This is a genomic window from Paeniglutamicibacter sp. NPDC091659, assembly GCF_044756805.1.
Taxonomy (GTDB): Bacteria; Actinomycetota; Actinomycetes; order Actinomycetales; family Micrococcaceae; genus Paeniglutamicibacter.
The window spans coordinates 281,076-306,943 of record NZ_JBIVTO010000003.1 but is presented as its reverse complement, the minus strand read 5'-3'; the positions used below and the strand labels follow the sequence as shown (position 1 = coordinate 306,943).

General features: G+C 64.8%; 21 protein-coding genes and 2 tRNA genes. 8 read left to right on the top strand and 15 right to left on the bottom strand.

Annotated elements, in window-relative coordinates:
• Nucleotides 1–78: 78 nt before the first annotated feature.
• The 3 genes from ACIQLF_RS08925 to ACIQLF_RS08915 all read right to left on the bottom strand — a co-directional run bounded on the left by ACIQLF_RS08925 (nt 79) and on the right by ACIQLF_RS08915 (nt 3,674).
• Nucleotides 79–378, bottom strand: a complete 300-nt coding sequence (locus tag ACIQLF_RS08925; protein ID WP_400297006.1) for a YbdD/YjiX family protein — start codon at nt 376–378, stop codon at nt 79–81.
• Nucleotides 330–2,576 (bottom strand): carbon starvation CstA family protein, encoded by a 2,247-nt coding sequence (locus ACIQLF_RS08920; RefSeq protein ID WP_400297003.1) that lies wholly within the window; start codon nt 2,574–2,576, stop codon nt 330–332. The genes ACIQLF_RS08925 and ACIQLF_RS08920 overlap by 49 nt, the downstream gene beginning before the upstream one ends.
• Nucleotides 2,577–2,696: 120 nt before the next feature.
• Entirely contained in the window at nt 2,697–3,674 is a 978-nt protein-coding gene (locus ACIQLF_RS08915) for an NAD(P)H-quinone oxidoreductase (RefSeq protein WP_400297000.1), read from the bottom strand.
• Nucleotides 3,675–3,821: 147 nt separating this feature from the next.
• Between ACIQLF_RS08915 and ACIQLF_RS08910 the strand changes: the two genes are divergently transcribed.
• Nucleotides 3,822–3,909 (top strand) — tRNA-Ser (locus tag ACIQLF_RS08910).
• Between the two features lie 87 nt (nt 3,910–3,996).
• Here the strand turns inward: ACIQLF_RS08910 and ACIQLF_RS08905 are convergent.
• Both ACIQLF_RS08905 and ACIQLF_RS08900 read right to left on the bottom strand, forming a co-directional pair.
• Entirely contained in the window at nt 3,997–6,018 is a 2,022-nt protein-coding gene (locus ACIQLF_RS08905) for an FAD/NAD(P)-binding protein (protein ID WP_400296998.1), read from the bottom strand.
• Between the two features lie 103 nt (nt 6,019–6,121).
• Entirely contained in the window at nt 6,122–7,219 is a 1,098-nt protein-coding gene (locus ACIQLF_RS08900; protein ID WP_400296995.1) for a type I restriction endonuclease, read from the bottom strand.
• Nucleotides 7,220–7,345: 126 nt separating this feature from the next.
• Between ACIQLF_RS08900 and ACIQLF_RS08895 the strand changes: the two genes are divergently transcribed.
• The gene (locus ACIQLF_RS08895) at nt 7,346–9,559 is read left to right on the top strand and encodes a prolyl oligopeptidase family protein (RefSeq protein WP_400296992.1); all 2,214 of its coding nucleotides are present in this window, start codon (nt 7,346–7,348) and stop codon (nt 9,557–9,559) included.
• A 105-nt stretch (nt 9,560–9,664) separates the two neighbouring features.
• A tRNA-Ser gene (locus ACIQLF_RS08890) sits at nt 9,665–9,756 on the top strand.
• 145 nt (nt 9,757–9,901) lie between these two features.
• Here the strand turns inward: ACIQLF_RS08890 and ACIQLF_RS08885 are convergent.
• Entirely contained in the window at nt 9,902–10,912 is a 1,011-nt protein-coding gene (locus ACIQLF_RS08885; protein ID WP_400296989.1) for a hypothetical protein, read from the bottom strand.
• A gap of 137 nt (nt 10,913–11,049) precedes the next feature.
• Here ACIQLF_RS08885 and ACIQLF_RS08880 point away from each other — a divergent pair, with 137 nt between their 5' ends.
• The gene (locus ACIQLF_RS08880) at nt 11,050–11,727 is read left to right on the top strand and encodes a FadR/GntR family transcriptional regulator (protein WP_400296986.1); all 678 of its coding nucleotides are present in this window, start codon (nt 11,050–11,052) and stop codon (nt 11,725–11,727) included.
• Nucleotides 11,728–11,946: 219 nt separating this feature from the next.
• On the opposite strand, the gene ACIQLF_RS08875 is transcribed toward ACIQLF_RS08880, so the two are convergent.
• From ACIQLF_RS08875 to ACIQLF_RS08845, 7 genes are all read right to left on the bottom strand, one after another.
• Nucleotides 11,947–12,933, bottom strand: a complete 987-nt coding sequence (locus tag ACIQLF_RS08875) for an ABC transporter substrate-binding protein (protein ID WP_400296983.1) — start codon at nt 12,931–12,933, stop codon at nt 11,947–11,949.
• A 147-nt stretch (nt 12,934–13,080) separates the two neighbouring features.
• On the bottom strand, nt 13,081–14,121 hold the full coding sequence (locus ACIQLF_RS08870) for an ABC transporter permease (RefSeq protein WP_400296980.1): 1,041 nt from the start codon (nt 14,119–14,121) through the stop codon (nt 13,081–13,083).
• A complete protein-coding gene (locus tag ACIQLF_RS08865) occupies nt 14,118–15,626 on the bottom strand; it encodes a sugar ABC transporter ATP-binding protein (protein WP_400296978.1) in 1,509 nt (502 codons plus the stop codon). The genes ACIQLF_RS08870 and ACIQLF_RS08865 overlap by 4 nt, the downstream gene beginning before the upstream one ends.
• 122 nt (nt 15,627–15,748) lie before the next feature.
• A complete protein-coding gene (locus tag ACIQLF_RS08860) occupies nt 15,749–16,597 on the bottom strand; it encodes an amidohydrolase family protein (protein ID WP_400296976.1) in 849 nt (282 codons plus the stop codon).
• Between the two features lie 60 nt (nt 16,598–16,657).
• Complete coding sequence (locus tag ACIQLF_RS08855; protein WP_400296973.1) at nt 16,658–17,659, bottom strand: aldo/keto reductase; 1,002 nt, start codon at nt 17,657–17,659, stop codon at nt 16,658–16,660.
• Nucleotides 17,659–17,994: an L-rhamnose mutarotase gene (locus ACIQLF_RS08850; RefSeq protein WP_400296971.1), complete on the bottom strand. Its 336-nt coding sequence runs from the start codon at nt 17,992–17,994 to the stop codon at nt 17,659–17,661. Before ACIQLF_RS08850 ends, ACIQLF_RS08855 begins: the two co-directional genes overlap by 1 nt.
• 6 nt (nt 17,995–18,000) lie before the next feature.
• Nucleotides 18,001–19,356 carry an L-fuconate dehydratase gene (locus ACIQLF_RS08845; protein WP_400296968.1) on the bottom strand — a complete coding sequence of 452 codons (1,356 nt, stop codon included), beginning with the start codon at nt 19,354–19,356 and terminating at the stop codon, nt 18,001–18,003.
• A 189-nt stretch (nt 19,357–19,545) separates the two neighbouring features.
• Between ACIQLF_RS08845 and ACIQLF_RS08840 the strand changes: the two genes are divergently transcribed.
• Nucleotides 19,546–20,442, top strand: coding sequence for a fumarylacetoacetate hydrolase family protein (locus ACIQLF_RS08840; RefSeq protein WP_400296965.1), 897 nt, complete (start codon nt 19,546–19,548; stop codon nt 20,440–20,442).
• Nucleotides 20,439–21,221 carry an SDR family NAD(P)-dependent oxidoreductase gene (locus ACIQLF_RS08835; protein WP_400296962.1) on the top strand — a complete coding sequence of 261 codons (783 nt, stop codon included), beginning with the start codon at nt 20,439–20,441 and terminating at the stop codon, nt 21,219–21,221. Before ACIQLF_RS08840 ends, ACIQLF_RS08835 begins: the two co-directional genes overlap by 4 nt.
• A gap of 122 nt (nt 21,222–21,343) precedes the next feature.
• Here the strand turns inward: ACIQLF_RS08835 and ACIQLF_RS08830 are convergent, their stop codons facing one another.
• Nucleotides 21,344–21,592 (bottom strand): SCO4226 family nickel-binding protein, encoded by a 249-nt coding sequence (locus ACIQLF_RS08830; protein WP_210002133.1) that lies wholly within the window; start codon nt 21,590–21,592, stop codon nt 21,344–21,346.
• A gap of 91 nt (nt 21,593–21,683) precedes the next feature.
• Nucleotides 21,684–23,819 (bottom strand): RecQ family ATP-dependent DNA helicase, encoded by a 2,136-nt coding sequence (locus tag ACIQLF_RS08825; protein ID WP_400296958.1) that lies wholly within the window; start codon nt 23,817–23,819, stop codon nt 21,684–21,686.
• 128 nt (nt 23,820–23,947) lie between these two features.
• On the opposite strand from ACIQLF_RS08825, the gene ACIQLF_RS08820 reads away from it, so the two are divergent.
• The gene (locus tag ACIQLF_RS08820; protein WP_400296955.1) at nt 23,948–25,369 is read left to right on the top strand and encodes a phosphomannomutase/phosphoglucomutase; all 1,422 of its coding nucleotides are present in this window, start codon (nt 23,948–23,950) and stop codon (nt 25,367–25,369) included.
• On the top strand, nt 25,366–25,845 hold the full coding sequence (locus ACIQLF_RS08815) for a hypothetical protein (RefSeq protein ID WP_400296952.1): 480 nt from the start codon (nt 25,366–25,368) through the stop codon (nt 25,843–25,845). The genes ACIQLF_RS08820 and ACIQLF_RS08815 overlap by 4 nt, the downstream gene beginning before the upstream one ends.
• Nucleotides 25,846–25,868 lie beyond the last annotated feature (23 nt).

Sequence of the window (25,868 nt, the reverse complement as noted above, 5' to 3'; positions counted from 1 at the left end):
GCGCCCCTTCCGGGCAGCGAAATGGCGGGCTTCCGAACGTGGTTCGGCGGCCCGCCATCTCCCGATGCGCATTTGTGCCTAGCAGCAGCGTCCCTGCGGGTTCCTCTCTTGCCAGTCGGTGTAGTCGCGCCAGAACTCGCGCTCACTCATGGGTTGCACGCCGGGATGGGTGCGCGCCTGGTGCGCGAGGTACACGCGGTACTTGTCCGCGCCCAGCACACCCTCGAAGTAGCGCACGAATAAGCGGGCACCCTGCCACGTCGCGGAACATGCCCGCGCCACGACCGAGCGCTGTGCTCCCGGAGCCGATTCCTGCCCGGTGCCCACGGTCAGTGACCGCCCCGGATGACCTGGTGCTCCGCCGGAACCTGCTTCCATGCGGCCTCGAGTTCCTTCTCGGACGGCGAGGAGATGATGCCGCTCGGTGCGTAGAACTTTGAGGGGAACTCCGGATCCTCGGTGTTGCGGCCGCCCCCGTTGGGGTAGGCCCTGATGGTGGCGATGATGGCCGCGACGATCACGATCACCGAAAGCGCCAGGAAGATCACCGAGAGCCAGCCCTGGACGCCGGTGTTGCGAACCACGGCCTCCATGGCTTCGATGTTCTTGGCGGATCCGAAGCTGGTTTCCCCACGCTCCAGCGCGCCCTTGAACGCGTTGTGCTGCGCGAAGTAGCCCACGGCCGGGACCGGGGAGAAGATCTTCAGGAACGACGCGTACACCGTGACGACAGTGGCGAACGCCAGCGGCAGCACCACGATCCACAGGTACTTGAAGTTGCCGCGCTTGGCCACGATCGTCATGACAACCGCCAGCGCAATGGCCGCCAGCAGCTGGTTGGAGATGCCGAAGAGCGGGAAGAAGGTGTTGATGCCGCCCAGCGGGTCGGTGACGCCCAGGATGAGGATGTACCCCCACCCGGCGACCATGATCGCGGTACAGGTCCAGGCACCCGGACGCCACGAGGTGTCCTTGAACCTCGGGATGACGTTGCCGATGGTGTCCTGAAGCATGAAGCGGGCCACGCGGGTTCCGGCGTCAACGGCGGTGAGGATGAACAGCGCCTCGAACATGATGGCGAAGTGGTACCAGAAGCTCATCATGCCCACGCCGCCGAACCACTGCTGCATGATGTGCGCGATGCCCACGGCCAGGGTCGGGGCGCCGCCGGTGCGCGAGACAACGCTTTCCTCGCCCACGCCCGCGGCCAGGTCGGTCAGCATGCCCGGGGTCAGGTTCACGCCGGTCAGGCCCAGCGAGTTCACGAACGCCACCGCGCCCTCGACGGTTCCGCCGGTTGCCGCGGCGGAGGAATTCATCGCGAAGTAGATGCCGCGGTCAATGGAGATCGCCGCTACCAGGGCCATGATCGCCACGAAGGATTCCATGAGCATGCCGCCGTAGCCCAGGAAGCGGGTCTGGCGTTCCTTTTCGACCAGCTTCGGGGTGGTGCCGGAGGAGATCAGCGCGTGGAAGCCGGACAGGGCGCCGCAGGCGATCGTGACAAAGAGGAACGGGAACAGGTGCCCGGCAACCACGGGGCCCTTGTCGGTGCCCGCGAACTCGGAGATCGCCGGGACGCTGATTTCGGGGCGAACCACGATGATGGCGACGGCCAGCAGGCCGATCACGCCGATCTTCATGAAGGTCGAGAGGTAGTCGCGCGGGGCCAGCAGCAGCCACACCGGAAGCACCGCGGCGATGAAGCCATAGAAGATGATGAACCACGCCAGTGTGGTTCGGTCCAGGTGGAAGAATTCGGATCCCCATGCCGATTCGGCAACCCAGCGGCCGGAAATGATCGCGAACATCAGCAGCGCAAAGCCGATCACGGAGATCTCCATGACCTTGCCCGGGCGGATGAAGCGCAGGTAGACGCCCATGAACAGGGCGATCGGGATGGTCAGGCCCACCGAGTACACGCCCCAGGCGGATTCGCCCAGCGCGTTGACCACCACGAGGGCCAGGATGGCCACGATGATGACCATGATGGCCAGGGTGGCGATCAGCGCGGCGGTGCCGCCGATGACGCCGAGCTCCTCGCGGGCCATCTGGCCCAGCGAACGCCCGCCGCGGCGCATGGAGAAGAACATGACCAGGTAGTCCTGGACCGCACCGGCCAGGACCACGCCGATGATGATCCAGATGGTGCCCGGAAGGTAGCCCATTTGGGCGGCGAGGATCGGGCCGACCAGCGGGCCCGCGCCGGCGATCGCCGCGAAGTGGTGCCCGAAGAGCACCCGGCGGTCGGTCGGCATGAAGTCCTTGCCGTTGTTGTTGTACTCGGCGGGGGTGGCCCGGAAGTCATTGGGCTTGGCGATCTTGCGCTCGATGAGCTTGGCGTAGAAGCGGTAGGCAATCAGGTAGGTGCAGACGGCCGCGAAGACAAACCAAATGGCGTTGATGGTCTCGCCGCGCGAGAACGCCAGCACCGACCAGGCGACGCCGCCCAGCAGTGCGATGGCAACCCAGATCACGATCTTGGTTGGCGTCCATTTCCTTGCTTCCGCCTCGATCGTCTCCGGGGCTACACCTGCCGGAGGCAAATCCGGCGCCGTGCTGCGATGCTGACTCATTGTTTTCCTCTCACGGGGTACAGATGGGTGGGGTGCGAGTTGTGGGCGCAGGAGTAGTCCCCCCTGTGTCGCAAGACACCCTGCACTCACCACCCACCGTAGACCTTGGGGAAAACGTGGTCAGGCCCTGACGACGATTTTTCCGGTGTGATTCCCCGAATCGAAGTATTCGTGCGCCGAACGGACGTCATCGAACGTAAACCGGCGGTCGATCGCCAGGTCCAGCCGCCCCGATTCGAGCAAAGGCAGCACCCGCCGGCGCACCTCGTCCACGATCAGGGCCTTCTGTTCGGTCGGCCTGGCGCGCAACGTGGTGCCGACGATGCGGGCCCGCTTGGCCATCAGCGCACCCAGGTTCAGCTCCGCCTTGGCCCCGCCGATCAGTCCGATGACCACCAGGGTTCCGTCCACGGCGAGCGCCCGCACGTTCGCTGCCAGGTACTTGGCACCCACCACGTCCAGGATGACGTCGACGCCGGCCCCGCCGGTGAGTTCCCCGGTGCGCTGGACGAAGTCCTCGTTCCGGTAGTTGATTCCGTGGTGTGCCCCCAGCGCCAGGCAATGGGCGATCTTCTCGTCGCTGGATGCCGTGACAAACACCGTGGCGCCGGCCGCGGTGCAGAGCTGGATGGCCATCGAGCCGATCCCCCCGGCGCCGCCGTGGATCAGCACGTTTTGCCCCTCCCTCAGGTTCGCCTCGAGGAACAGGTTGGAGACGACCGTCGCCGCGACCTCCATGAACCCGGCGGCATCCACCAGGTCGACCGAGTCCGGAAGCTCAAGCACGTGGCCCTCGGGCACCGCGACATACTGCGCGTACCCGCCACCGGCCAGCAGCGCACAGACACGCTTGCCGACAAGAGATGCGTCGGCCTCCCGGCCGACGGCCTCCACGATGCCCGAAACCTCGAGGCCAGGGATGTCGCTGGCGCCCGGCGGCGGCGGGTAGACCCCGATCCTTTGCTGCACATCCGCCCGGTTCAGTCCGAAGGCCGCCACCTTCACCAGCACCTCGCCGGCCCCCGGGACGGGAACCGGGCGTTCGGTTTCCGCCATGACTTCAGTTCCGCCTGCACCCCGATATTCAATGGCACGCATCGTCGCCTGCTTTCCCTGGATCGTTTCGCTTTTCCCCCATGATCGCACCCGCCAGGCGTGAAACCGGGCGCCGCATTTCGACACGCCCGCGCTCAAATCGCAGGTGGTCCGCGGGCACGCCTCTGCTGGCGTATACTTTTTTGGTCTGGATGGTTGTCCGAGCGGCCTAAGGAGCTGGTCTTGAAAACCAGTGTGCGGTAACCCCGTACCAAGAGTTCAAATCTCTTACCATCCGCTCAAGAAAAAGAGGCAGTTCCCTGATCAAGGGGACTGCCTCTCTTGTGTTTCCGGACCTTCGCCGGCCGTCGGCCTTGCGGGCGTCCTACAGCGGGTGGTTGTAGCTCAACCGCACCAGTTCGTGGGCGATGTCCCGGGCGTCGCCCAGGGTCCGGGCCGCACCGTCAAGCGGCGCCCCCGCCTGTGCGGCGATGGCGGTGCCCCACTGCACCGAGGAAAGCTGCAGGCCCAGCACGAAGACCGCACGGTGCGCCAGCCCGCGGGCATCGACCAGTCGGTACGGCTCCCCCACCACGTCAAGGCCCTGCCCCGGGATGGGTTCGCCTGCGGCATTGCGCATGGTCAGCGGCGCGGCAAGCCCGTCGTCGAGCAATTGGCGCAGGAGCGGCGAGGCCGTCTGCAGCACCCTGTTGGCGGGCATCATGGCCTCGACCAGGACCGGCGCGGTGTAGCTGGGCGCATCGACCCACGGGGAAGATGCGATGAACGCGGCAGAGGCGGGGTCGATCCCGAATTCCGGATCCGGTCCGATGAACTCGACGACGGAGGCACGCGCGAGCGCCGCCAGTTCCTCGATGCGCTGCACCGGCGGCCCGGAGGAGAGTCCCTCAACCAGGGGCTCGAACCAGCCCTGGACCTCGTTCAGGCGTGACTCGTCGGAGATCAGCCCCTCGGCGATCATGTTCTTGAGCTCCATGCGCCCGGCGTTCAGCGTCCCGATGGCCATCTTCAACGGGTCCTTCTCCCCGCCTGCGGAAGACAGCGCATCGGCTTCCAGGTATTCCAGCACGGCATTCTGGTATTCCCTCGCCGACCCGAACCCGCGTTCGGCGAAGGGGTGCCCGAGTCCCGGCACGTCAAGGAAGCCAAGTTTCGGGGCGTGGTCGGCCACCAGCTTCTGGGCCTCGGACAGCCACACCCGGGACCCGGCCTGGTGCTCCGCGTCAAGCACCAAAACGAGCCGGCGCAGGAATTCGTCGGGGTCGAGCGTGAAGCGACCGGGGGTCCTGGCGGCGGCGGTGCGGTAGTAGGCCAGCAGCACGTCGCGGTGCAGCAGCGGCCACACGTGGGCCCCGAATTCGGCGGTGGCCTCCGGATTGGTGACCCGTTGCTCGGCGATCCGCTGGACGATCACCTCGCTGTCGAAGTACTCCAGGCGAACCGACTGCGGAATGAAGTCCTCAATGCAGGCCTTGGCCCGGTACGGCGTGCCGCGGCGCGAGGCCGCCACGATCTTGGGTTCGAATCCGGAGGCCCAGTATTCGAGCGCCTGCCCCGGGCCGCCGTTGACCGCACGGAATTCGCCGCCGCGACCCACGGTCAATTCGACCATCACGTCGAAGAAGTTCAGGCCCAGGCCGCGAACGAGAGCGGTCTGCCCGGCCGGGATCTTTTCCCACGGAACGTCGCTTGGCACGTTCGGGCCTTGGTAGGTCAGGGCAATCTCGTCGGCTTCCTCGGAGATCGCCGACTGGGCGGGGTTCAGGTGCGCCGGAACGTGCCCGAGCGCCAGCACCACCGCGTCCGCGGTGAATTCCACGGGTGTCCCCTGGGCGTGTGGATGCGGGTAGGAATCGTCCACGGGTTGCGCGGCCAGTAGGTAGCGGGCGCCGTCGCGGACCAGGCTGAGGACCTCGGAGCGCACAAAGCGGACCTCGACGACCTGTTCCAGGTGACGCAGGGCCGCTGCGACCGACTCAAAGACGTGTCGCAGGTAGCGCCCGTACAGGGCGCGCGGCGGGTAGGACCCGCGTTCCAGTTCCGCGATTTCCTGGGCCTCGACGGTGCTCAGGAGCGCGCCGTCGCCACCGGAAGCCCGCCACTGCTCAAAGCTCAACCCGGGCTCGTCCGGGTGCGTGCGCTCGGGTGCGACGGTGGGGAAAACCGACGGCGTGTTCATCAGGAACAGCCGCGACTGAGCCGTGGACCAGACACGTCCGGCACCGGGTTCGAACTGGTCGAAGACCAGGAGCCGGATCGGCCGGCCTCGGCCTTCGGCCTGACGCAAGGCGGCCAAAAGTCGCTCCAACACCGAGGTGCCACGCGGCCCGGCACCGACGACGGCGATTGTGTACGGTTCTAGTCCGGAATTCTGCTGCTCACTCACGGGTTTCAGCCTAGTCCCCCGCGGGTGTCCGGGTCACTTGGGCACACCCTGCAATCCGGATGTGCCCAAGTGATCAAACGCAAGGAAAGGCTGTGTTGAGCGGCTACGCTGCCATGTGGCTTTCAACCGTTGCGCGCAAGGCCTCGGCGTGCTCATAAATCTCGTCCAGACTCTGAATCGGGATTCGGGTCTCGATTTTGTCCGGCCCAAAGATACCTAGGTATTTTTGTGTCCGGTTGAAGTGCAGTCGCGCGATCGGCTTGCGATTGTTGTCGTCCAGCAAAACCGCGAAGTACGATTTCGCATCGCGGTAGGCTACGCGATTGGCTTTCACGTCCTTACAGACGATGGCGCGGACAATATGGAATCCTTCAAGCTCCTCCAGCGTCGTGTCGACGCCGTCATCCACTTCAAGGTCCGCCTCGACGATGGGCGTGCTCGTCACGCTTGCCACAAGTTCTGCCGATGAAATCGCGGGCACGTTGGGCTCGCCGAGCGCTGCCTTAATTCGTTCGTTCACTTGGTCACTCAGGAATTGTTTGGATGCTTTGGCAACCAAACCCGTAAATTGGTCCCGTACGCGCTGGGTGAATTGACCCTCGTAGACGCCGGTGGACAAGAACTTGACCCAATCGGGTGTGGGCTCTTGGAAATTCGCAGCAATCACTCGTTTGATTTCGCCGATGTACCTCAGCTCCCCCGCGGAGCTAATGATGGAATCGAGGTCGAAGGTATCTCGAGACAACTTCCGAAGCTCTGGGATCAGAGTTTCGTCGATGTCGTTCATGTCCAAGATCAAGAACGGTTTCGAATCCATCTTGTTTGGCGCATCAAGATCCGTGTAGAACTGGTAGACCTCGCCGTTGGTCAAAATGGCGATCCGGGCGTTGGTCGCGGCGAAATAGCGATAGAGCTGAGATGCGTGTTCGTACTTCAACCCCGCAGGAGATTTCTTGCACTCGATCAGGATCTGGACTTCCCCATCGCGAACAATGGCATAGTCAATTTTCTCGCCCTTCTTGATCCCGATATCAGCAGTGAATTCCGGCACCACTTCCAACGGGTCAAAAACGTCGTACCCGAGGATCGTCGAAATGAAAGGCATGATGAATGCGTTCTTCGTCGCTTCTTCTGTTTCGATAATGCTGCGTTGTTGCTGAATCTTCGTCGCCAGTGCGGCGATCCGTTCTCCAAACTGCATCAATCTTCCTTCCATGGGCGTGATAGGTCCACTCAACCTACCCACAGAGTTCTACAAATTGGGGATGACACCTGTTGCGACGGAAAGATTTCAAACGCGTCTTGCCTAGTTCCATAGACTGAACACATGACTTCTTCTTCGCCCCGGACCATCCCTGATGCCACGCCGGCAGACGCATCGACGCTGGTGCTGCACGACGCCACCGGGAGCGGACCGACTCCGCCGTCCGAGCCACACCTCGGAACCACCTCGGACGAGACGGCCGACCCGTTGCAGTGGCTCGAGGAGCTCGACTCCCCACGGGCCATGGAATGGGTGCTGGGACAGAACGCCCGCACCGAATCCGAGCTCTTTGACGCGGACTTCGAGGCGAGCCGGGACGCCATCCTCAGTGTTCTCGATGCCACCGACCGCATTCCCATGGTGACCAAGCGCGGCGAGCACTACTACAACTTCTGGCGCGATGCCGAGCATCCCAAGGGACTCTGGCAGCGCACCACCTGGGATTCCTACCAGCGCGAGGACCCGCTGTGGGAGGTGCTGCTCGATGTCGATGCGCTTGCCGCCGAAGACAACGTCGACTGGGTGTTCTCCGGCGCGCAGATGCTGCGCCCGAAACCGGGCAACCACTATGCCCGCGCCCTGATCAAGCTCTCCCCCGACGGCGGCGACCAGGTCCGGGTGCGCGAGTTCGACATTGCCACCCGTTCGTTCGTGCCCGGTGGCTTTGACCTTCCAGTCGCCAAGACCAACGTTTCCTGGCTGGATGAGGACACGCTGTTTGTGGCAACCGAGGTGGGCGAGGGGTCCCTGACGCGCTCGTCGTACGCCCGCACCGTCCGGAGGCTGTCGCGCTCCCAGGAGCTGGAACAGGCACCCGAGGTTTTCGCCATCGACGAATCCCACGTGCTCGCCTACGTGTCGCACGACCCCACTCCCGGGTTCGAACGCGACGTGGCACACGACGTGATCGACTTCTACAACGCCAAGACCTACCTCCGCCATGGGGATTCGTGGGTCCATATCGAGGTGCCCACGGACGTCGGGGTGTCGCTCCACCGGAACTGGGTGCTGTTTTCCCCGCAAACCTCCTGGACCCGCTACGGCAAAACCCACGTGCCCGGGTCGCTCTTGCTGGCCGACCTCGAAGAATTCATGGCCGGGACTCCCTCCCTGCGGGAGATCTTCGTTCCCACTGACAGCACCTCGCTCCAGTCGATCGATTTCACCGCCAACTACCTGCTGCTCAATGTCCTGCAGGATGTTTCCTCGCAGATCCTGGTCTGCGACCCCTCCCTCGATTTTGCCCTGGCTCCGATCGAGGCGGGGGCGCCGCTGCACAGCTTCAGCATCTCGTCCGTCGACGACCTTGACCCGGAGTGCGCCGACGACTACTGGCTCACCATCACCGGTTTCCTGACCCCGACGACGGTTGCCCGCGGCACCATCGGTTCCACGTCCGCGCCGGCATCCCCGCCGAGGGTCGTCAAGGCCGCCCCTGCACGCTTCGACGCCACGGAGTTCGAGGTGTCCCAGCATTTTGCGGTGTCCGATGACGGGACACGCGTTCCGTACTTCCAGGTTTCCCCGGCGGATTTGCCCCTCGACGGGCTGAACCCGGTCCTGATGAACGGCTACGGCGGGTTCCAGGCAAGCATGACGCCCGGATACGTGGGCACGCTGGGGCCTGGCTGGCTGACCCGCAGCACCCCCGACGGGCGCCGCGGCAGCTACGTCGTGGCGAACATCCGCGGCGGCGGGGAGTACGGTCCGCGCTGGCACCGTGCCGCACTTCGCGAAAACCGCCATCGCGCCTATGAGGACTTCGCCGCCGTCGCCCGGGACCTCGTGGCCCGTGGAGTGACCTCGCCCAGGCACCTTGCCGCAACCGGGCGTTCGAACGGCGGACTGCTCATGGGCAACATGATCACCGGCTACCCCGAACTCTTCGGAGCCGTTTCCTGCGGCGTCCCGCTGCTTGACATGCGCCGTTACACCCGGTTGGCCGCAGGCCATTCGTGGATCGCCGAGTACGGGGACCCCGACGTGCCCGGGGATTGGGAGTTCATCCGCACGTTCTCCCCTTACCACCGGCTTGACGACGCGTTGCCCGCCGGAACCGAATACCCAGCCTCGCTCATTTGGAGCGCCACGAGCGATGACCGCGTGGGACCGGTCCAGGCACGGAAAATGGCGGCCAAGATGATGGACATGGGTGTTTCGAACGTCAGGTACCACGAGTCCCTCGATGGCGGTCATGCAGGAGCCTCCGACAATGCAGCTTCTGCCACCATGTTGGCCACCAGCTACGAGTTCCTGTGGCGAAATATCGGGTCCTGATCCGTCATTAATCCGCGGGAAACCAACGTTTTTGTGACGTGGCCGATTCTCGTTTTGTAAGCAGCGCCCGCTTTAGGTAGTCTAGGGGAGCTGGAAACAGCAAAAGGACACGTGCCAGAGCGGCCGAATGGGCTTCACTGCTAATGAAGTGTCGGGGTTAAACTCGACCGGGAGTTCAAATCTCCCCGTGTCCGCCAAATGGCCCCCTACTTAGGTAGGGGGCTTTTTTGCGTCTTGGGGCAATTCCGAAGAAGGTCCCCAAGAACAAGAAAACCGCGTGTTTCCGGCCAAATCATGGGCCGAAAAACGCGGTTCCTGGTGTCGGAGGACTACACGGAGAAGTTACTTGTCGCCGTCGCCGAATGCGTTGAGCAAGGTTCGAACCATCTCATCGGGAAGGCCCGTGCAACGGGCGACAATCACGGTGGCCTCATCAAGTTCGCCCATGCGAAGGTGCTCAAGGAACTCGGTGCGCTCGGGCTCAGCCAGATCGTTGACACTGAAGTGGACGGCTCCGTCCGGTCCCTGCCCCTCGAAACTAAAGTCTGCGATGTTTGCCGATGACGAGTTCCCGCCGCCCAGCGGCGAGGAAACCAGCATGCGCAGTATTTCGCCCTGGTCCAGCCCCGAATGCTTGGCAATCAGCGTTGCGGCGCCCGGCAAGTCATGGTCGCGCACCAATGACATGAATTGGTCGTACTCGGCCGGCGGCAGGTCTTCGCTGGCAAACTCCTGGGGTTCCCCGTCCACGAGGTAGGAAACCTTGAACTGCGTTGAGGTTTTTTCGGCTTCGCTACCGAATTCCTGAGCCCAATCGCTGGGCACAACCCATGCGTCATCGTCCCCGATGGCGGGGGCGGGGGCGCTGGGAATGGATAGTGCTTCCTGGGGTGAAACCTCGTTCACCGGGGAGGTTGCCGAATCGTCGAGCGAAGGGATCGAGGCAGCGACGCTCGGGCTTGTTTCGTCCGTGCCCTTGTCGGCGGTTTCGTTGGCGGCGAGTTCGGCTTGGCGTTCGTTCTCGAGCTGCTGGGAAATGGTCAAGCCGTCGACAGGTTCCTTGCGAATTTGCGGGTAGCGCTCCAGACTGCGCACGGCGATGATGCTGGCCTTGTATCCTTCGCCGGTCATGGCCTTGTAATTCTGAACCGCTGCCATGAAATCGCCCTGCGCCAGGGATCTGTAGACGGCGCGGTGCCCCTCACCCGTGAGCCTCAAGGCTGCGGACTCGGCCGTTTCCGGCGTGATCGCGACTGAAACCTCGGCCGAGTTCTTGGCGCGCAGCCGCGTCAGCCACAGCCAGCCAAGACCGAGGATGAGCAGCGGAACGACGACCCAAAGCAGAGTTTCCATACCTCTAGACTACGGCCCTCCGGGGTCGAGGGCGAAGCCGGAGACCCCGGAAACTTCGGGTTGTCAACAGAGTCCACAGGCCGACCAATACGGTCATCTTGGTTCCAGTCCAGACATCCGATGTCTAGACTGGGTACATGGCAGTCACAGACGCAGCGATCACGCGCATCAAAGAAATGATTCTTGGCGGAGAGCTTTCGCCCGGAGACCGGCTCCCCCCGGAAAAGGAACTTTCGGAGCGTCTCGGTCTTTCCCGCTCGTCGCTTCGCGAAGCGGTCAAAGCACTGGAACTCATCCGGGTCCTGGATGTGCGTCGCGGAGACGGAACCTACGTCACCAGCCTTGAACCGCACCTGCTCACCGAGGCAATGTCGTTCGTTGTCGAGCTGCATCAAGATTCATCAATCCTTGAACTGCTCGAGGTCCGGCGGATCCTCGAACCCTCCGCGGCGGGTTTGGCGGCCCAGCGGCGCAGCGAAGAACATCTTGCAAGGCTCGAGGAATCCGTGCACGCGGTCACCGCGGACACTGATATCCAGGAGCTGGTCACCCATGACCTGCTTTTCCACTCGATCATTGCCGAAGCGGCGGGAAACGCCTACCTCGGAACCCTCTTGGAAGCACTGTCCAGCAACACCGTGCGCGCTCGCATCTGGCGCGGGCTGACCCAGGACCACGCGGTTCAACGCACACTGGACGAGCACCAAGCGATCCTTTCGGCGATTCGCTCCGGTGACACCGAATTGGCCAAGGCCCTTGTCACGGCGCACGTCTCCGGCGTGGAGACCTGGCTCAAGCAGTCCACGGCCGGCTGATAGCAAGGTTTCTCCGTGGCCCGGGAATCCAACATGGCGGATCCCCGGGCCACGCTTTTTGGCACAAGAAAGCCCGGCTTCACACTCTCCCCTCGCCAGACGGGCGGAGACGGTGAAACCGGGCTTTCATATTGAACACGGGTTGCCCCGGCCGGCATGGCCGAGGCAACCCGTGCTTCTTAGCGTGCAACTTCCGCAGTGGGCGGCAGCTTTGCGGGCCTACTCGTAGAGGTTGGCCTTGATCTTCGCGTCGTCGATGTTCTTGGCGTCGTACCAGTAGAAGCCCGTGTCGATGACCTTCTCGACGGTCTCGCCCTTGATGGCCGCAGCAGCAGCCTTGACGGTCTCGTAGCCGATGCCGACGGGGTTCTGGGTGACGGCGCCGGCCATCAGGCCCGAGCGGATCGCGTCCATCTGGGCCTTGCCGGAGTCGAAGCCGACGACCGTGAGCTTGCCCTTCAGGCCGAGCTCCTCGACGGCCTTGACCACGCCGATGGCGGAGCCTTCGTTGGTGCCGTAGATGCCCTTGAGGTTCGGGTTGCCGTTGATGATGGTCTTGGCCAGGTTGGCCGATTCCAGTTGGTCGCCGCCGCCGTACTGGACGGTGACGATCTTGATGTCCGGGTTGTTGGCCGCCATGTACTCGGTGAAGCCGTCACGGCGGTCCTTGCCGGAGGTGGACGTCTGGTCGTGGGCGACCACTGCGATCTCGCCCTTGCCGCCGATGAGTTCGGCCATGTGCTTGGCGGCCTCGGCCGCTGCCGCCTTGTTGTCGGTCGAGGCGGTCGCCACTGGGATCGTCGAGTCGACGCCGGAGTCGAAGGCGATCACCGGAATGTTCTTGGCCTTGGCTTCATCCAGGATCGGGGTGGCTGCCTGCGAGTCGAGCGCGGCGATGCCCAGGGCTGCCGGGCTCTTGGACATGGCGGTGGTCAGCATCTCGATCTGCTGTGCCACGTCCTTTTCCGTGTTCGGTCCTTCGAAGGTGACCTCCACGCCGTATTCGGTGGCTGCCTGCTCCGCGCCGGCCTTGACCGACTGCCAGAACTGGTGCTGGAAGCCCTTGGAAACGATTGCCACGTATGGCTTCTTGCCGTCGCTGCTGCTGGCCGCACCGGCGTCCGGTGTGCTGCTGGTGTCACATGCGGACAGAGTCAGGGCCAGCATCGACACTGCTGCCAGACCAATGAGCTTCTTGCGGAACATGACGTGTACTCCTATTTCGTGACGGGAAAAGCGGGATGTACTGCGAGTGGTGATGGTGGGTGTGTTTCGGTCCCGGACATGGTGCGGGTAGGGCAACGGGATCCGGGGTGGTGAAAATCCTTGGTGCGGCCGGGCTAAAGGCTGCGCTTAGCCGCCGCTCTTGTCCTTGCGGCGCAGCATGTCCAGGTACACGGCGAGCAGGATGACGCTGCCGATGGCCACGGATTGCCATTCCTGCGGGACGTTGATGATGCGCAGGCCGCTGGTGAGCACTGACATGATCAGCGCGCCGATCACAGTGCCGACGATCGATCCCTTGCCGCCCTGGAGCGAGGTCCCTCCGATGACGACGGCGGCGATGGCCTGAAGCTCGTAGCCCGCGCCCTGGCCCGGCTGCGCCGAGTTCAGGCGTGAGGCGATGACCACGCCGGCCAGGCCGGTGAAGGTGCCGGCGAGGGTGTAGATCCACATCTTCCAGCGGCGGACGTTGATGCCCGACAGCGCCGTTGCCTGCTCGTTGGAGCCGATCGAGTAGGTGTAGCGTCCGATCAGCGTCTTGGACAGCACGACGCCGGCGATGACGGCCGCGATGAAGAAGATGAAGACGGCGTTGGGGATGATCAGGCCCGGGATCGACTTGCCCAGTGCCAGCTGGCTGAATCCGGGGGTGTCGTTGAAGTAGATCGGCTTGGTGCCGGAGATGACCAGGGCGAGGCCCTGGGCGACCATCATCATGGCCAGCGTGGCGATGAATGGCGGGATGCGCAGGTAGGAGATGAGCACGCCGTTGATCAAGCCGATCAACGCCCCGGCCAGGATGCCGGCGATCACGCCGAAGGCGAGTGGAAGTCCCATGTAGGTCAGCGTCACGCCGACCATGACCGAAGTCAGGGACATGCCGGTGCCCACCGAGAGGTCGATGCCGCCGGTGATGATCACGAAGGTGGCGCCGAGCGCCAGCAATCCGATGACCACCGTGGAGAGCAGGATGTCGGAGAGGTTCGACGGGGTCAGGAACAGCGGGTTGATGACGCCGAAGAGGATGACCAGGACGATCAGCGAGCCGAAGGCCATCAGCTGCTGCATGCTGGCGCGGGCCCGGACCATGAGGTCCGATTCCTTGCGTTTCAGGGGCGGCTTGGCCGACGGCGAGCGGCTGCCGTTTTCAACCGAGGTGGTGGTGCTCATGCTGTTTTTACTCCTCGTTCACTCTGCGTGGCAAGTTCCATGATGCGTTCCTGGGTGGCCTCGGCGTTTTCGAGGAAACCGGTGATCCGGCCCTCCGACATCACCGCGATGCGATGCGACATGCGCAAGACTTCCGGCAGCTCGGAGGAGATCATGATGATCGACTTGCCGCTGGCGGCAAGTTCGTTGAGCAGTCGGTAGATCTCGTCCTTGGCACCCACGTCGATGCCGCGCGTGGGCTCGTCGAAGATCAGCACGTCGCAGTCCTTGACCAGCCATTTGGCGATCACGATCTTTTGCTGGTTGCCGCCGGAGAGGTTCTTGGCCTCCTGGTGGATCGACGGCGTCTTGATCCGCAACCGCTCGACCTGTTCCGTGGAGATGTACTTGAGCATGCGTCCGTTGATGAAACCGAACTTGCTGATCTCCTTCAGGGAGGAAAGCATGATGTTCTGCGCGACGTCGGCCTCCAGCATGAGCCCCAGGTGCTTGCGGTCCTCGGAGAGGTAGCCGATGCGCAGCTGGGCGGCCCTGGCGGGATTCGGGATGCTCACGGCCTGCCCGTTGAGGATGATCGTGCCGGAGCTGATCTTGTCCGCCCCCACGATCGCCCTGGCGACTTCGGTGCGGCCGGCGCCCATGAGCCCGGCGAAGCCCAGGATCTCTCCCTTGGCGATGCTGAATGAAATGTCGTGCAGCAGTTCCTTGGTGGAAAGGTTGCGCACCTCCAGCCGGGTTTCGCTGCCCGCGGGAATGTGTGCCGGGCGGGCGGTTCCGGAGACTTCGCGCCCGACCATCAGGGAGATGACTTCCGGCATGGTGGTGGTCTCGGTGTCGAGGGTGTCAACGTATTCGCCGTCGCGGATCACGGTGATGCGGTTGGAGATGACCTTGAGTTCGTCCATGCGGTGCGAAATGTAGATGGCGCCGGTTTCCGGGGTGATGAACCGGCGGATGATCCGGTGCAGGGTTTCGACCTCGGCATCGTTGAGCGCGGCGGTCGGCTCGTCGAGGATCAGCAGCTTCGCGTCGAAGCTCAGCGCCTTGGCGATCTCGACCATCTGCTGCTTGGCGACGGTCAGTTCGGCAACCTGCTGGACCGGGTTGAGGTCCACGCCGATCCGATCGAAAAGCTCGCGGGCCTGGCGGTTGAGCGCCGAGTCGTTGATGAACGGACCCCGCATGGGTTCGCGCCCCAGGAAGATGTTCTGGGCGACGGTCAGGTCGCGCATCAGGTTGAATTCCTGGTGGATGATGCTGACGCCGAGCTCCTGCGCGTGCTTCGGGCCGCTGATGTCCACCGTGTTGCCGCCGATGCGGAAGGTTCCCGCATCCGGGACGTAGATCCCGGACAGGAGCTTCATCAGCGTTGATTTTCCGGCGCCGTTCTCGCCGACCAACGCCAACACTTCACCGGGGCGGACGTTGAGTTGCATGTTCGCCAGGGCGCGAACGCCGGGGAAGCTTTTGTCGACCCCGTCGATCTCCAGCAAGTACTCGCTCATATCCATACCCTCCTAACATCGGATGTTTAGTAAAAAACTACTCGTGAATCAGATCACATGCAACCCAAAAGCTGCAAACAATAGCATTTTCAATCAAATTCGAACTTGATTCATCCGATCTTTCATCGGAGGTTTGGGTAGACCCGTCGCGCGGTCCCTGCCCAGACGGACTCCTGTTCGGCCACGGCGAGCGTGCCCACCAGGGCTTCCAGCACCTCCAGGGTCGGCGCATAGCCACCGGCCGGAACCGTCATCGGCCAGTCACCGCCGTACATCATGCGGTCCGGGCCGAAGGCATCCAGCGCCACCTCGAAGGCCGGCCGCAACGTGGAAACGTCATAGCCGGCATGCGGGATGCGCAGGCCCGAGAGCTTGGTGAAAACCCGGGGCAGTTGTGCCAGCCGCGCGAGGGAATCCCGCCACGCGGCAAATGCCGCGTCCACGGAACCCAGCGGCGGCTTGGCCAGGTGGTCGATCACGATCCGCAGGTCCGGGTGTTCCGTGGCCACACGGAGGGCCTGGTCCAGGTGTCGCGGGAAAGCGTCGGGGATATCCAGCGGGATATCGTGCTTGGCCAGCAGTTCAAGGGACGCCGAAACCTCGGGCCGCTCAAGGAAGTCCGCCCGCGGGTCGTCGTGCACCAAATGGCGCACCCCGCACAATGGGCCCGACGCGCGCCACGATTCCAGCTGGTCCTCGAGTGCTTGCGGGGAGCCGAGATCCACCCATCCGACGACGCCGAGCACCCAGTCGTGCTCGGCCGCAACGCCGAGCATGAACTCGGTGTCGACCAGGGCGTCGGCGGCCTGCACCAGGATCGCGCCATCGACGGCGCTGTTCCGCAGTTCCTTCTCCGCCATGGCCGGGGTGAAGTCGGCATACAGCTCCCCCAGCTCCGGGGTGAGCCACGGGTACGCTCCGGGGTCGCCAAGCTGCCACAGGTGCAGGTGTGCGTCCAGTCGCTCCATCATTTTCCCCCTCGGGGTGGACGGGAGGATCGCCGCGGGGCGCCCTCCGTATTCGGGTTCCGCCTAGCGGATGGCCAACGCGCCATCGAGCAACCCCCGTTTGACCAATGCATCCCACAGGCCCTCGTCAACCGGTGAATGTGCACGGGCCACGTTCGCCCGCGCCTGCTCCGAGGTGGAAGCACCGAGCATCACCGAGACGATGCTCGGGTGCTGCATCGCAAAATGGACGGCGGCGGTGGGCAGGTCCGTGCCGAACTCAGCAGCCACCGCGGCCAGCGCCCGCGCACGGTCAAGGATGTGCGCGGGGGCCGGTTCGTAGTTGTAGTTCGCGTTCTCCGGAACCACAGGGGAAGCCAGCAGGCCGGAGTTGTACACGCCCACATTGACGATGCCGACAGACCTTTCCATGCACAGGGGCAAGAGTTCGGCCGCGGCGGGCTGCTCCAGCAGCGTGTACCGCCCGGCGAGCATCACCAGGTCAAGGTCGGCCCGGCGCACGCATTCGACGGCGGCGTCGGTGGAGTTCGTGCCCACTCCGATGGCCTGGACGAGGCCCTCCGCGCGGAGCTTTTCGAGCGCAGGCAGGCCCTGGGCGATGCCCGATTCGAGGTCGTAGGCGTCGGGGTCGTGCAGGAAGACGATGTCCAGGTAGTCGGTGCCCAGGCGCTTCAGGGAAGACTCGATGCTGGCCCGGATGCCCGCCTCCGAGGGGTCCCAGCGCCTGCGGGTGGTGGCGGGGACCGCGAACCCCTCGCCATCGAGCTCCCCGGCAAAGCCGGCGTTGGGTTCAAGGACCCGACCGACCTTGCTGGAGAGCACGAGGTCCTCGCGGATGACGCCGCCGCCAATCCACGCACCGAGGCGGGACTCGGAGAGCCCGAGCCCGTAGTGCGGTGCCGTGTCGAAGTAGCGGGCGCCGGAATCGTAGGCCCCCTGCAGGGTTGCCTGCGCGACGGCATCGTCCATCGGGCGGTAAAGATTGCCTAGGGCCGCCGCGCCGAATCCGAGGTTCCGCCCGGAATCAGGGTCGCCGAAACCGAGGCCAATCAGGGACTCGCGCATCACCGTTGCTCCCCCGCCGGGTCCTGGGCGAACGACCAGACCAGCGGGATCCCGCTGTCGTCGCCGGAGTAGTCGTCGCCGACCTCGAGCAGTTCCGCCATTTGGGCCTGCCAGGCGATGTTGACCGGGTGCTCGGCGAGCTCAAGGCGCATGGCGCGGTAGTCCTCGACCTGGACCAGATGGAACAGTTCGCGGCCGTTGCGCCAGATGCGCCAGTCCTGCACCCCGGCGGTCTTGAGTGCCGCGTGCAGTTGGGGCGCAAGCGAAGCGTGGATCCGGTCGTAGTCGGCTTCCCTGCCCGGCTTGAGCCGGGTGTTCAGTGCAATGGTTTCCATCGGGTCTCAGGCCTCCGTTGTCCCTGTGTTGCTATTCATCGACGGAGCACCACTGAGTGCCAAGTCACTTGCCCATTCAACACCATTGGGGAACTCGAAGTCGGCAAGCGTTTGGGCAATCATCTGTGTTCCGGCCCCGGGCACGCTCGGCGGCCAGTAGGCGCCGGAGTGGACGTTGATTGGCTCGACAAAGTGTTCGTGCAGGTGGTCAACGAATTCGATGTAGCGGTCCTCGGCGGTTCCGGACACGGCAATGAAGTCGAACATGGACAGGTGCTGGACCGCCTCGCACAGCCCCACGCCTCCCGCGTGCGGGCAGACCCGGACGCCGAACTTTGCCGCAAGCAACAGGATCGCGATGTTTTCGTTGACCCCCGCCACGCGGGCTGCATCGATCTGCAGCACCTGCAGCGCGTCGGCCTGCAGGAACTGCTTGAAGAGCACCCGGTTCTGGCAGTGCTCGCCGGTGGCCACGGGGATCGGGTGGACTCCGCGGGCGATGGCCGCGTGGCCCAGGATGTCATCGGGGCTGGTGGGCTCTTCGATCCAGGCGATGTCGAATTCGGCCAGGTGGCTCATCCACTCGATGGCCTCGGCGACATCCCAGCGTTGGTTCGCGTCGACCGCGATCTTGATGTCGGGGCCGACCACCGCGCGCGCCGTGCGCAGGCGCCGAATGTCATCGGCGAGGTCCGCGCCGACCTTCAGCTTGATTTGGGTGAAGCCGTCGCGAACGGCTTCCGCCGCCAGGCGGGAGAGCTTTTCATCGGAGTATCCGAGCCATCCAGGGGTGGTGGTGTACGCCGGGTATCCCTTGGCCAGCAGTTCCTCGGTGCGCGCCGCGCGGCCCGGGAGCGCCTTGTTGAGGATTTCCAGCGCATCTTCGCGGGTCAGCGCGTCGGAAAGGTAGCGGAAATCCACGAGATCAACGAGTTCCTCGGGACTCATCGAAGCAAGCAGCGCCCAGAGTGGTTTGCCTTCGCGCTTGGCCTTGAGGTCCCAGAGTGCGTTGACGACCGCCCCGATCGCCATGTGCATGACGCCCTTTTCCGGGCCGAGCCAGCGCAGCTGCGAGTCATGAACCAGCCAACGCCAGGTCGCTCCCATGTCGCCCAGCAATTCCTCGATGTTTCGTCCCACGAGGAATGGCGCAAGGGCCTGGATTGCGGTGGCCTGCACGTCGTTGCCGCGTCCGATGGTGAACACGAAACCGTGTCCCTCGAGCCCGTCCGCGGCGTCGGTTTCCAGCACCACGTAGGCCGCCGAGTAGTCGGGATCCGTGTTCATGGCATCGGAGCCGTCAAGATCCCGAGAGGTGGGGAATCGGACATCGGTGGTGCTCAAGGCCGTAATGGTGCTCATGTGTCCTCCAGGTGGTGGTTCCCGCGGTTTCGTGGGGGTTGCCGCTTTCGCCCGGGCCGGCCGGGCCGGCGGGCAAGATCGCATTCGTCTACTTCGAGAGTAGACATCGGATGTTTATGTTGTCAAAGGTTCACTTTGAGCTAAAGTTGTGAATCAGCACACTCGAATCATCCGATGCTTGGAGTCAAAATGAAGTTTGCACGAATCGGCGAACCCGGAGCGGAACGCCCCATCGCGCTGGACAACGAGGGACGAGCCTTCGATATTTCCAACACCACACCCGACATCAACGGGGCCTTCCTCGCGGGAGACGGCATTGCCGCGGTCCGTGCGGGGCTCGCCGCCGGAAGCTACCCGGAACTGGGCTGGAGCCTGTCCGAGGACGAGGCCTTCAGCGCCGCCCCGACGGGCGAACGCATCGGCTCGCCCGTCGCACGCCCCGGAAACGTCATCTGCATCGGCATGAACTACGCGGCCCATGCCCGCGAGTCGGGCGCCGAACCGCCGACGATTCCCGTGGTGTTCCTCAAGCCCGCCAACACCGTTGCGGGCCCGTTCGACCCGGCCCCGATCCCGCCCTCTGCCCAGAAGTACGACTGGGAAGTCGAGCTGGGAATCGTCATCGGCGCCCACGCCAAGTACCTGCCCTCCGCGGAGGCAGCCAAGGACGTCATCGCCGGCTTGCTGATCGCCAACGACCTGTCCGAACGCGAATACCAGATCCCCGGCGCGGCCGGACAGTGGACCAAGGGCAAGTCCCTGCCGCAGTCCACCCCGCTGGGCCCGTTCCTGGTCCCGGCCGATGAAATCGACGGGCACAACCTGGGCTGCCGCTCCTGGATCAACGGGGACATCCGCCAGGACTCGAGCACCGCGGACTTCATCTTCGACCTGCCCACCGTGGTCCACCACCTGAGCCAGTACATGGCCCTGGAACCGGGCGATGTCATCCTCACCGGCACGCCGGAGGGCGTCGCACTGTCCGGCCGCTTCCCGTATCTCGCCGAGGGCGACGTCGGGGAGTTCGAAATCCAGCACCTTGGCCGCCAACGCCAGGTATTCTTCCGAGAGCAGGTCAACGCATGAGCGAGTCAACTTCCACACCCACGACCCAGGACATGGCCGGCCTGCGCGCAATTGTCACCGGCGGTGCCTCCGGCATCGGAGCGGCAATTGCGGCGACCCTTGCCGACCGCGGAGCCGCGGTTGCAGTCTTGGACATCAACACCTCAACCGCCGATGCCCGACATATCCCCTTCACCTGCGATGTCGCGAACTCCGACTCCGTGAACGACGCCGTCTCCGGGGCCGCCCTTGCCCTGGGTGGGATCGACATTGTCATCAACAACGCCGGAATCGGCGCCCAGGGCACCGTCGCCGACAATCCCGACGACGAGTGGCTGCGCGTGCTGAACATCAACGTGGTCGGCATGGCCCGGGTCTCCCGCGCCGCCCTGCCGCACCTGCGTGAATCAAAGGCAGCAGCCATCGTCAACACCTGTTCGATTGCCGCGACCGCGGGCCTGCCGCAGCGTGCGCTGTACTCGGCGTCCAAGGGCGCCGTGTACTCGCTGACCCTGGCCATGGCCGCCGACCACGTACGCGAGGGAATCCGCGTCAATGCGGTGAACCCCGGCACGGCCGACACCCCGTGGATCGGCCGGCTCATGGATGCGGCGGAAGACCCAGTTGCCGAGCGGGCCGCGTTGAACGCGCGGCAGCCCCACGGCCGGATGGTTGCGGCGGAAGAGGTTGCCGGTGCCGTCGCCTACCTGGCCAGCCCGCTCTCGGGTTCGACCAACGGCGTGGCCCTGGCCGTCGACGGCGGCATGCAGGGCCTTCGCCTGCGTCCCATCGGAAGCTAGCACTGCTACCGCCGAACGCAATCGGCCCGCACCCCTTTCCGCCGCAACGGCGGATAAAGGGGTGCGGGCCGATTGCCATGTAGCGGTTCGTGCCTGTTCAACCGCCAGGGACGGGAGCCGGCTCAGACTACAAGCGGGACCGCGTGGATCTCATCGGCCAGATGGCCTGCGCGCTCGTGGATCCTTTGCACCGCCTCCGCGGACGGGGCCTCGGACAGGCAGAAGACCGTGCCGCTGTCCGGGTCGGCCCATGCCTGCTTGAACTGCACGTTTTCCTCGGCCTGGATTGCGAGATCGGCCTCGTGCGCGGCCTTGAGATCGGCCTCGGACAAGCCCTTCATATTGTGGTGGACGTCCATGAACTCAGCCATGACAACACTTCCTTATTGAAGACGAACGCAACAAATCGCTTGACGTTCGGCTCATTTTATGCCCGTCCCGGACGCAGTTCCAGAGCAGGAACTACCCGGCCTGGGCCAGCACGAAGGGCAGCACGCCCGGAGCACCCGCGGCGCGCAGGACACGTGCAGCTTCGGTCAACGACCAGCGGCTATCAGCCAGGTCATCGATGAGCAGGATGGGGCCCGGTGCGCCGGCCAACCGCTCGGCCATCTCGGCCGGAACCACAAACTGGTCCCAGACCGCCGCGAGCCTGAAGGCGGAGTTGCCGCCCGATTCGCCGCGCGGTCCCCCGCCCCGGTACTCGAGCTGGCCCAGGTACGGCAGGCGGCCGATCTCCGAGATCCCGTGGGCAAAGGAGCCCACCAGTTGGGGCCGCTTCCGCGACGGCATCGACACCACGGCAACCGGACGGGTTTCCCATTTCCATTCGCTCAAGACCTTGACGCAGGCATCAAGCATGGGTTTGGCGATCGGCGCATCGGGCTCGTCGCTGTTTTCCAGCAGCGCGCGCAGCCGCCCGCCCCAACCGAGGTCGGTGAGGCGCGCCAGCGCCCGTCCGTCTTCGGCCTGGAATTCCGGCTTGATCTTGCCCTTGAGCGGGACCCCGAGCTTTTCCATGCCGCCGGGATACATGCGCCGGGCCTCGAGCAGGGCACCGACCCGGCCCAGCGCCGTCTGCGCCGAGTCCTTGGCCGATTCCTGGATTTCGTCGCTGAACCAGACCCCGGCGCAGTTGTCGCACTTGCCGCACGGGGCGGCCGCGGGGTCGTCGAGTGCCTTGGCCAGGAACTCCATGCGGCAGCCGCGTGAATTCTCATAGTCAATCATGGCGTTTTGCTCGGCCACCCGGGCCGCGGCAACGCGCGTGTAGCGTTCGGCGTCGTAGTACCACTGGTTCCCGGTGCGGATCCAGCCGCCGGACACCCGTTCCACCGCGCCGTCCACGGCCAGCACCTTGAGCAGGAGCTCCAGCGGGGTCCTGCGGATGTTGACCCGCGATTCCAGTGCCGGAACCGACATCGGGCCCGCGGCCGCGCCCAGTTCCTGCAGGACAGCGTGGGCGCGTTCCTCGTCGGGCATGGAGCTGGTGGCGAAGTACCGCCAGATTTCGCGGTCCTCGGTGCCGGGCAGCAGCAGCACGTCGGCGTTGATGCTGCCGCGGCCGGCGCGGCCCACCTGCTGGTAGTACGCCACCGGCGAGCTGGGTGCCCCGACGTGGACAACGAATCCCAGGTCCGGCTTGTCAAAGCCCATGCCCAGGGCGCTGGTCGCGACCAGCGCCTTGACCTCGTTGTTCTTCAGCGCCAATTCCGCGCGGTGGCGCTCCTCGGTGTCGGTGCGCCCGGAGTAAGCCAGCACCTTGTGCCCGGCCTCAGAGAGCAACCGGGTGATGTCCTCCGCGGCGGAGACCGTCAGGGTGTAGATGATGCCCGAACCGTGGAAGTCGTTCAGGTGGGTGAGCAGCCACGCGAACTGGGTTCGCGGCGAGGGAAGCCGCAGCACTCCCAGGCGCAGCGAATCACGTGCGAGGGACCCGCGCAGGGTGAAGACGTCGGCCCCGCCCACGGCAAGCTGTTCCTGGACGTCGTGGACCACTCGCTCGTTGGCCGTGGCGGTCGTGGCCAGCACCGGAATGGTGCTTGGCAGCGCGGTGATCAGGTCCTTGATGCGCCGGTAGTCCGGCCGGAAGTCATGCCCCCAGTCGGAAATGCAGTGGGCTTCGTCGATCACCAGCAGACCCATGCGCTCGACCAGCGCGGGGAGCTGGGTGTCGCGGAACACCGGGTTGTTCAGGCGTTCGGGCGATACCAGCAGCACATCCAGCTCGTCGTTGGCGAGCTTCTGCGCGATCTGTTCCCAGTCAAGGGCGTTGGCGGAGTTGATAGCCTCGGCACGCACCCCGGCGCGCGACGCGGCCGCCACCTGGTCGCGCATCAGTGCCAACAGGGGCGAAACGATGAGCGTGGGCCCGGCACCGCGGGCGCGCAACAACAGGGAGGCCACGAAGTACACGGCCGACTTTCCCCAACCGGTGCGCTGCACCACCAAGGCCCGGCGACCGCCGTCAACCAGCGCCTCGATCGCCTCATACTGGCCCTCGTGGAAATCGGCGTCATCCCGGCCGACCAGGGACCGCAAAATTGCAGTCGCCTGGGCTCGCAGATCCGTTTCAATGCTGGGTGAGTAAGCGTCCATGCTCCCCAGTATCCCAGTGTCCGGAGACAGTTCGGAGCGCGCTTCCCCGCACAGCCGCCCGAGTCCTATGGTGCTACTCACCTTCGCTGCGCAGAATCCGCGCTTGCCGGGCCCCAACCGCTAAGCTCTTGACTGTGAGTGTGGAAATCGATCTTTCAGAGTCCTTCAAGGCCTACGACGTGCGCGGCATTGTCGGGGCCTCCATTACTGCCGAAGCGGTCGAGGCCATCGGCGCCGCCTTCGTCGACGTGCTGGGCCTGTCCGGCCAGGACGTCCTGGTCGGCGGCGACATGCGTCCGTCCTCCCCGGAATTCGCCGCGGCCTTTGCCCGCGGAGCCGCCTACCGCGGCGCCAACCCGAAGATGCTCGGGTTGATTTCCACCGACGAGCTGTACTTCGCCGCGGGGTCCCTGGGCTGCGCCGGCGTGGTCTTCACGGCCAGCCACAACCCCGCTGCCTACAACGGCATCAAGATGGCCAAGGCCGGCGCTGTTCCGGTGTCCTCCGACACCGGGCTCTTTGACATCCGCGACCTGGCCCAGACGTACCTCGACGAGGGCCTGCCGGTTTCCACCGAAGGCCCCGAGGGAACCGTCTCCGAGGTCGACGTGCTCGCCGACTACGCCGACTACCTGCGCTCGCTGGTCGATCTCTCCGGCATCCGCCCGCTGAAGGTCGTTGTCGACGCCGGCAACGGCATGGGCGGGCTCACCACCCCGGCCGTGCTCGGCGACGCCATCCTTCCGGGACTTCCGCTGGAAATCATCGACCTCTACTTCAAGCTCGACGGAACCTTCCCGAACCACCCGGCCAACCCGCTGGAACCGGAAAACCTCCGCGACCTGCAGGCTGCAGTCGTCAAGCACGGCGCCGACATCGGCCTGGCCTTCGACGGCGACGCCGACCGCTGCTTCGTGATCGACGAAAAGGGCGACCCGGTGTCCCCGTCGGCCATCACCGCGCTGGTTGCCGTGCGCGAGATCGCCCGCGCCAAGGCTGCGGGCGAGGAAACCCCCGTGATCATCCACAACCTGATCACCTCCCGCGCGGTGCCTGAGGCCGTTGTTGCGGCCGGCGGCCGCCCGGTGGTCACCCGCGTGGGACACTCCTTCATCAAGGCCGTCATGGCCGAGGAAGGCGCGGTCTTCGGCGGCGAACACTCCGCCCACTACTACTTCCGCGACTTCTACAACGCCGACACCGGCATGCTCGCGGCAATGCACGTGCTCGCGGCGCTGGGCCAGCAGGACACCCCGCTGAGCGAATTCGCCGCCGAGTACGAGCCGTACGTGGCATCGGGCGAGATCAACTCCGAGGTCGAGGACAAGGCCGGGGCCGTGGCACGCGTGCTGGCAGCCTACGCGTCCGAGCCCGTCGAGGTCACCCGCAAGGACGGCACCACCGTGGCCGCCACCGACGGGTCGTTCTGGTTCAACCTGCGCCCGTCGAACACCGAACCCTTCCTCCGTTTCAACGGCGAAGCAGTAGACCGCAAGACCATGGAATCCGTCCGCGACGGAGTCCTGCAGATCGTAAGGAACAACGCATGAGCACCCCCGAAAACAAGATCGCCGAACTCGACGCGGCAGCGCAGCTCGAACTGAACAAGGTTTTGGGCACCGCCCTGGGCGTGGCCCGCGAACAGCTCGAGGAGCAGGGCGTTTTCCTGCCCTTCGCCATCGCCATCGAGCCGGCGGCGGAAGACTCCGAGCCGGGGCTCCGCCTGCTGGCCGTGCAGCCCACCGAGGACCCTGAAGATCCCGAGGCAGACATCGACGCCGAGGTCATGATGGCCGATCTCGTGCAGCTGCTGCAGTCCCAGCGCGACGACTTCAACGCCGTTGCCTTCGTCTCCGACGTGACCCTGCTCGAAGAGGGCAAGGACGCGGTCCACGTGGTGGCCGAGCACCGTGACGGCGGCGCCGTTGCCATCGTGCAGCCGTACACCTCTCCGGACCCGGAAACCGGTGAATGGGACTTCTCCGAGCCCAGCGCCGAAGCCGGCGAACTCCAGGTCTGGATCTAGTTCCACCCAGCAGCAAAAAAACC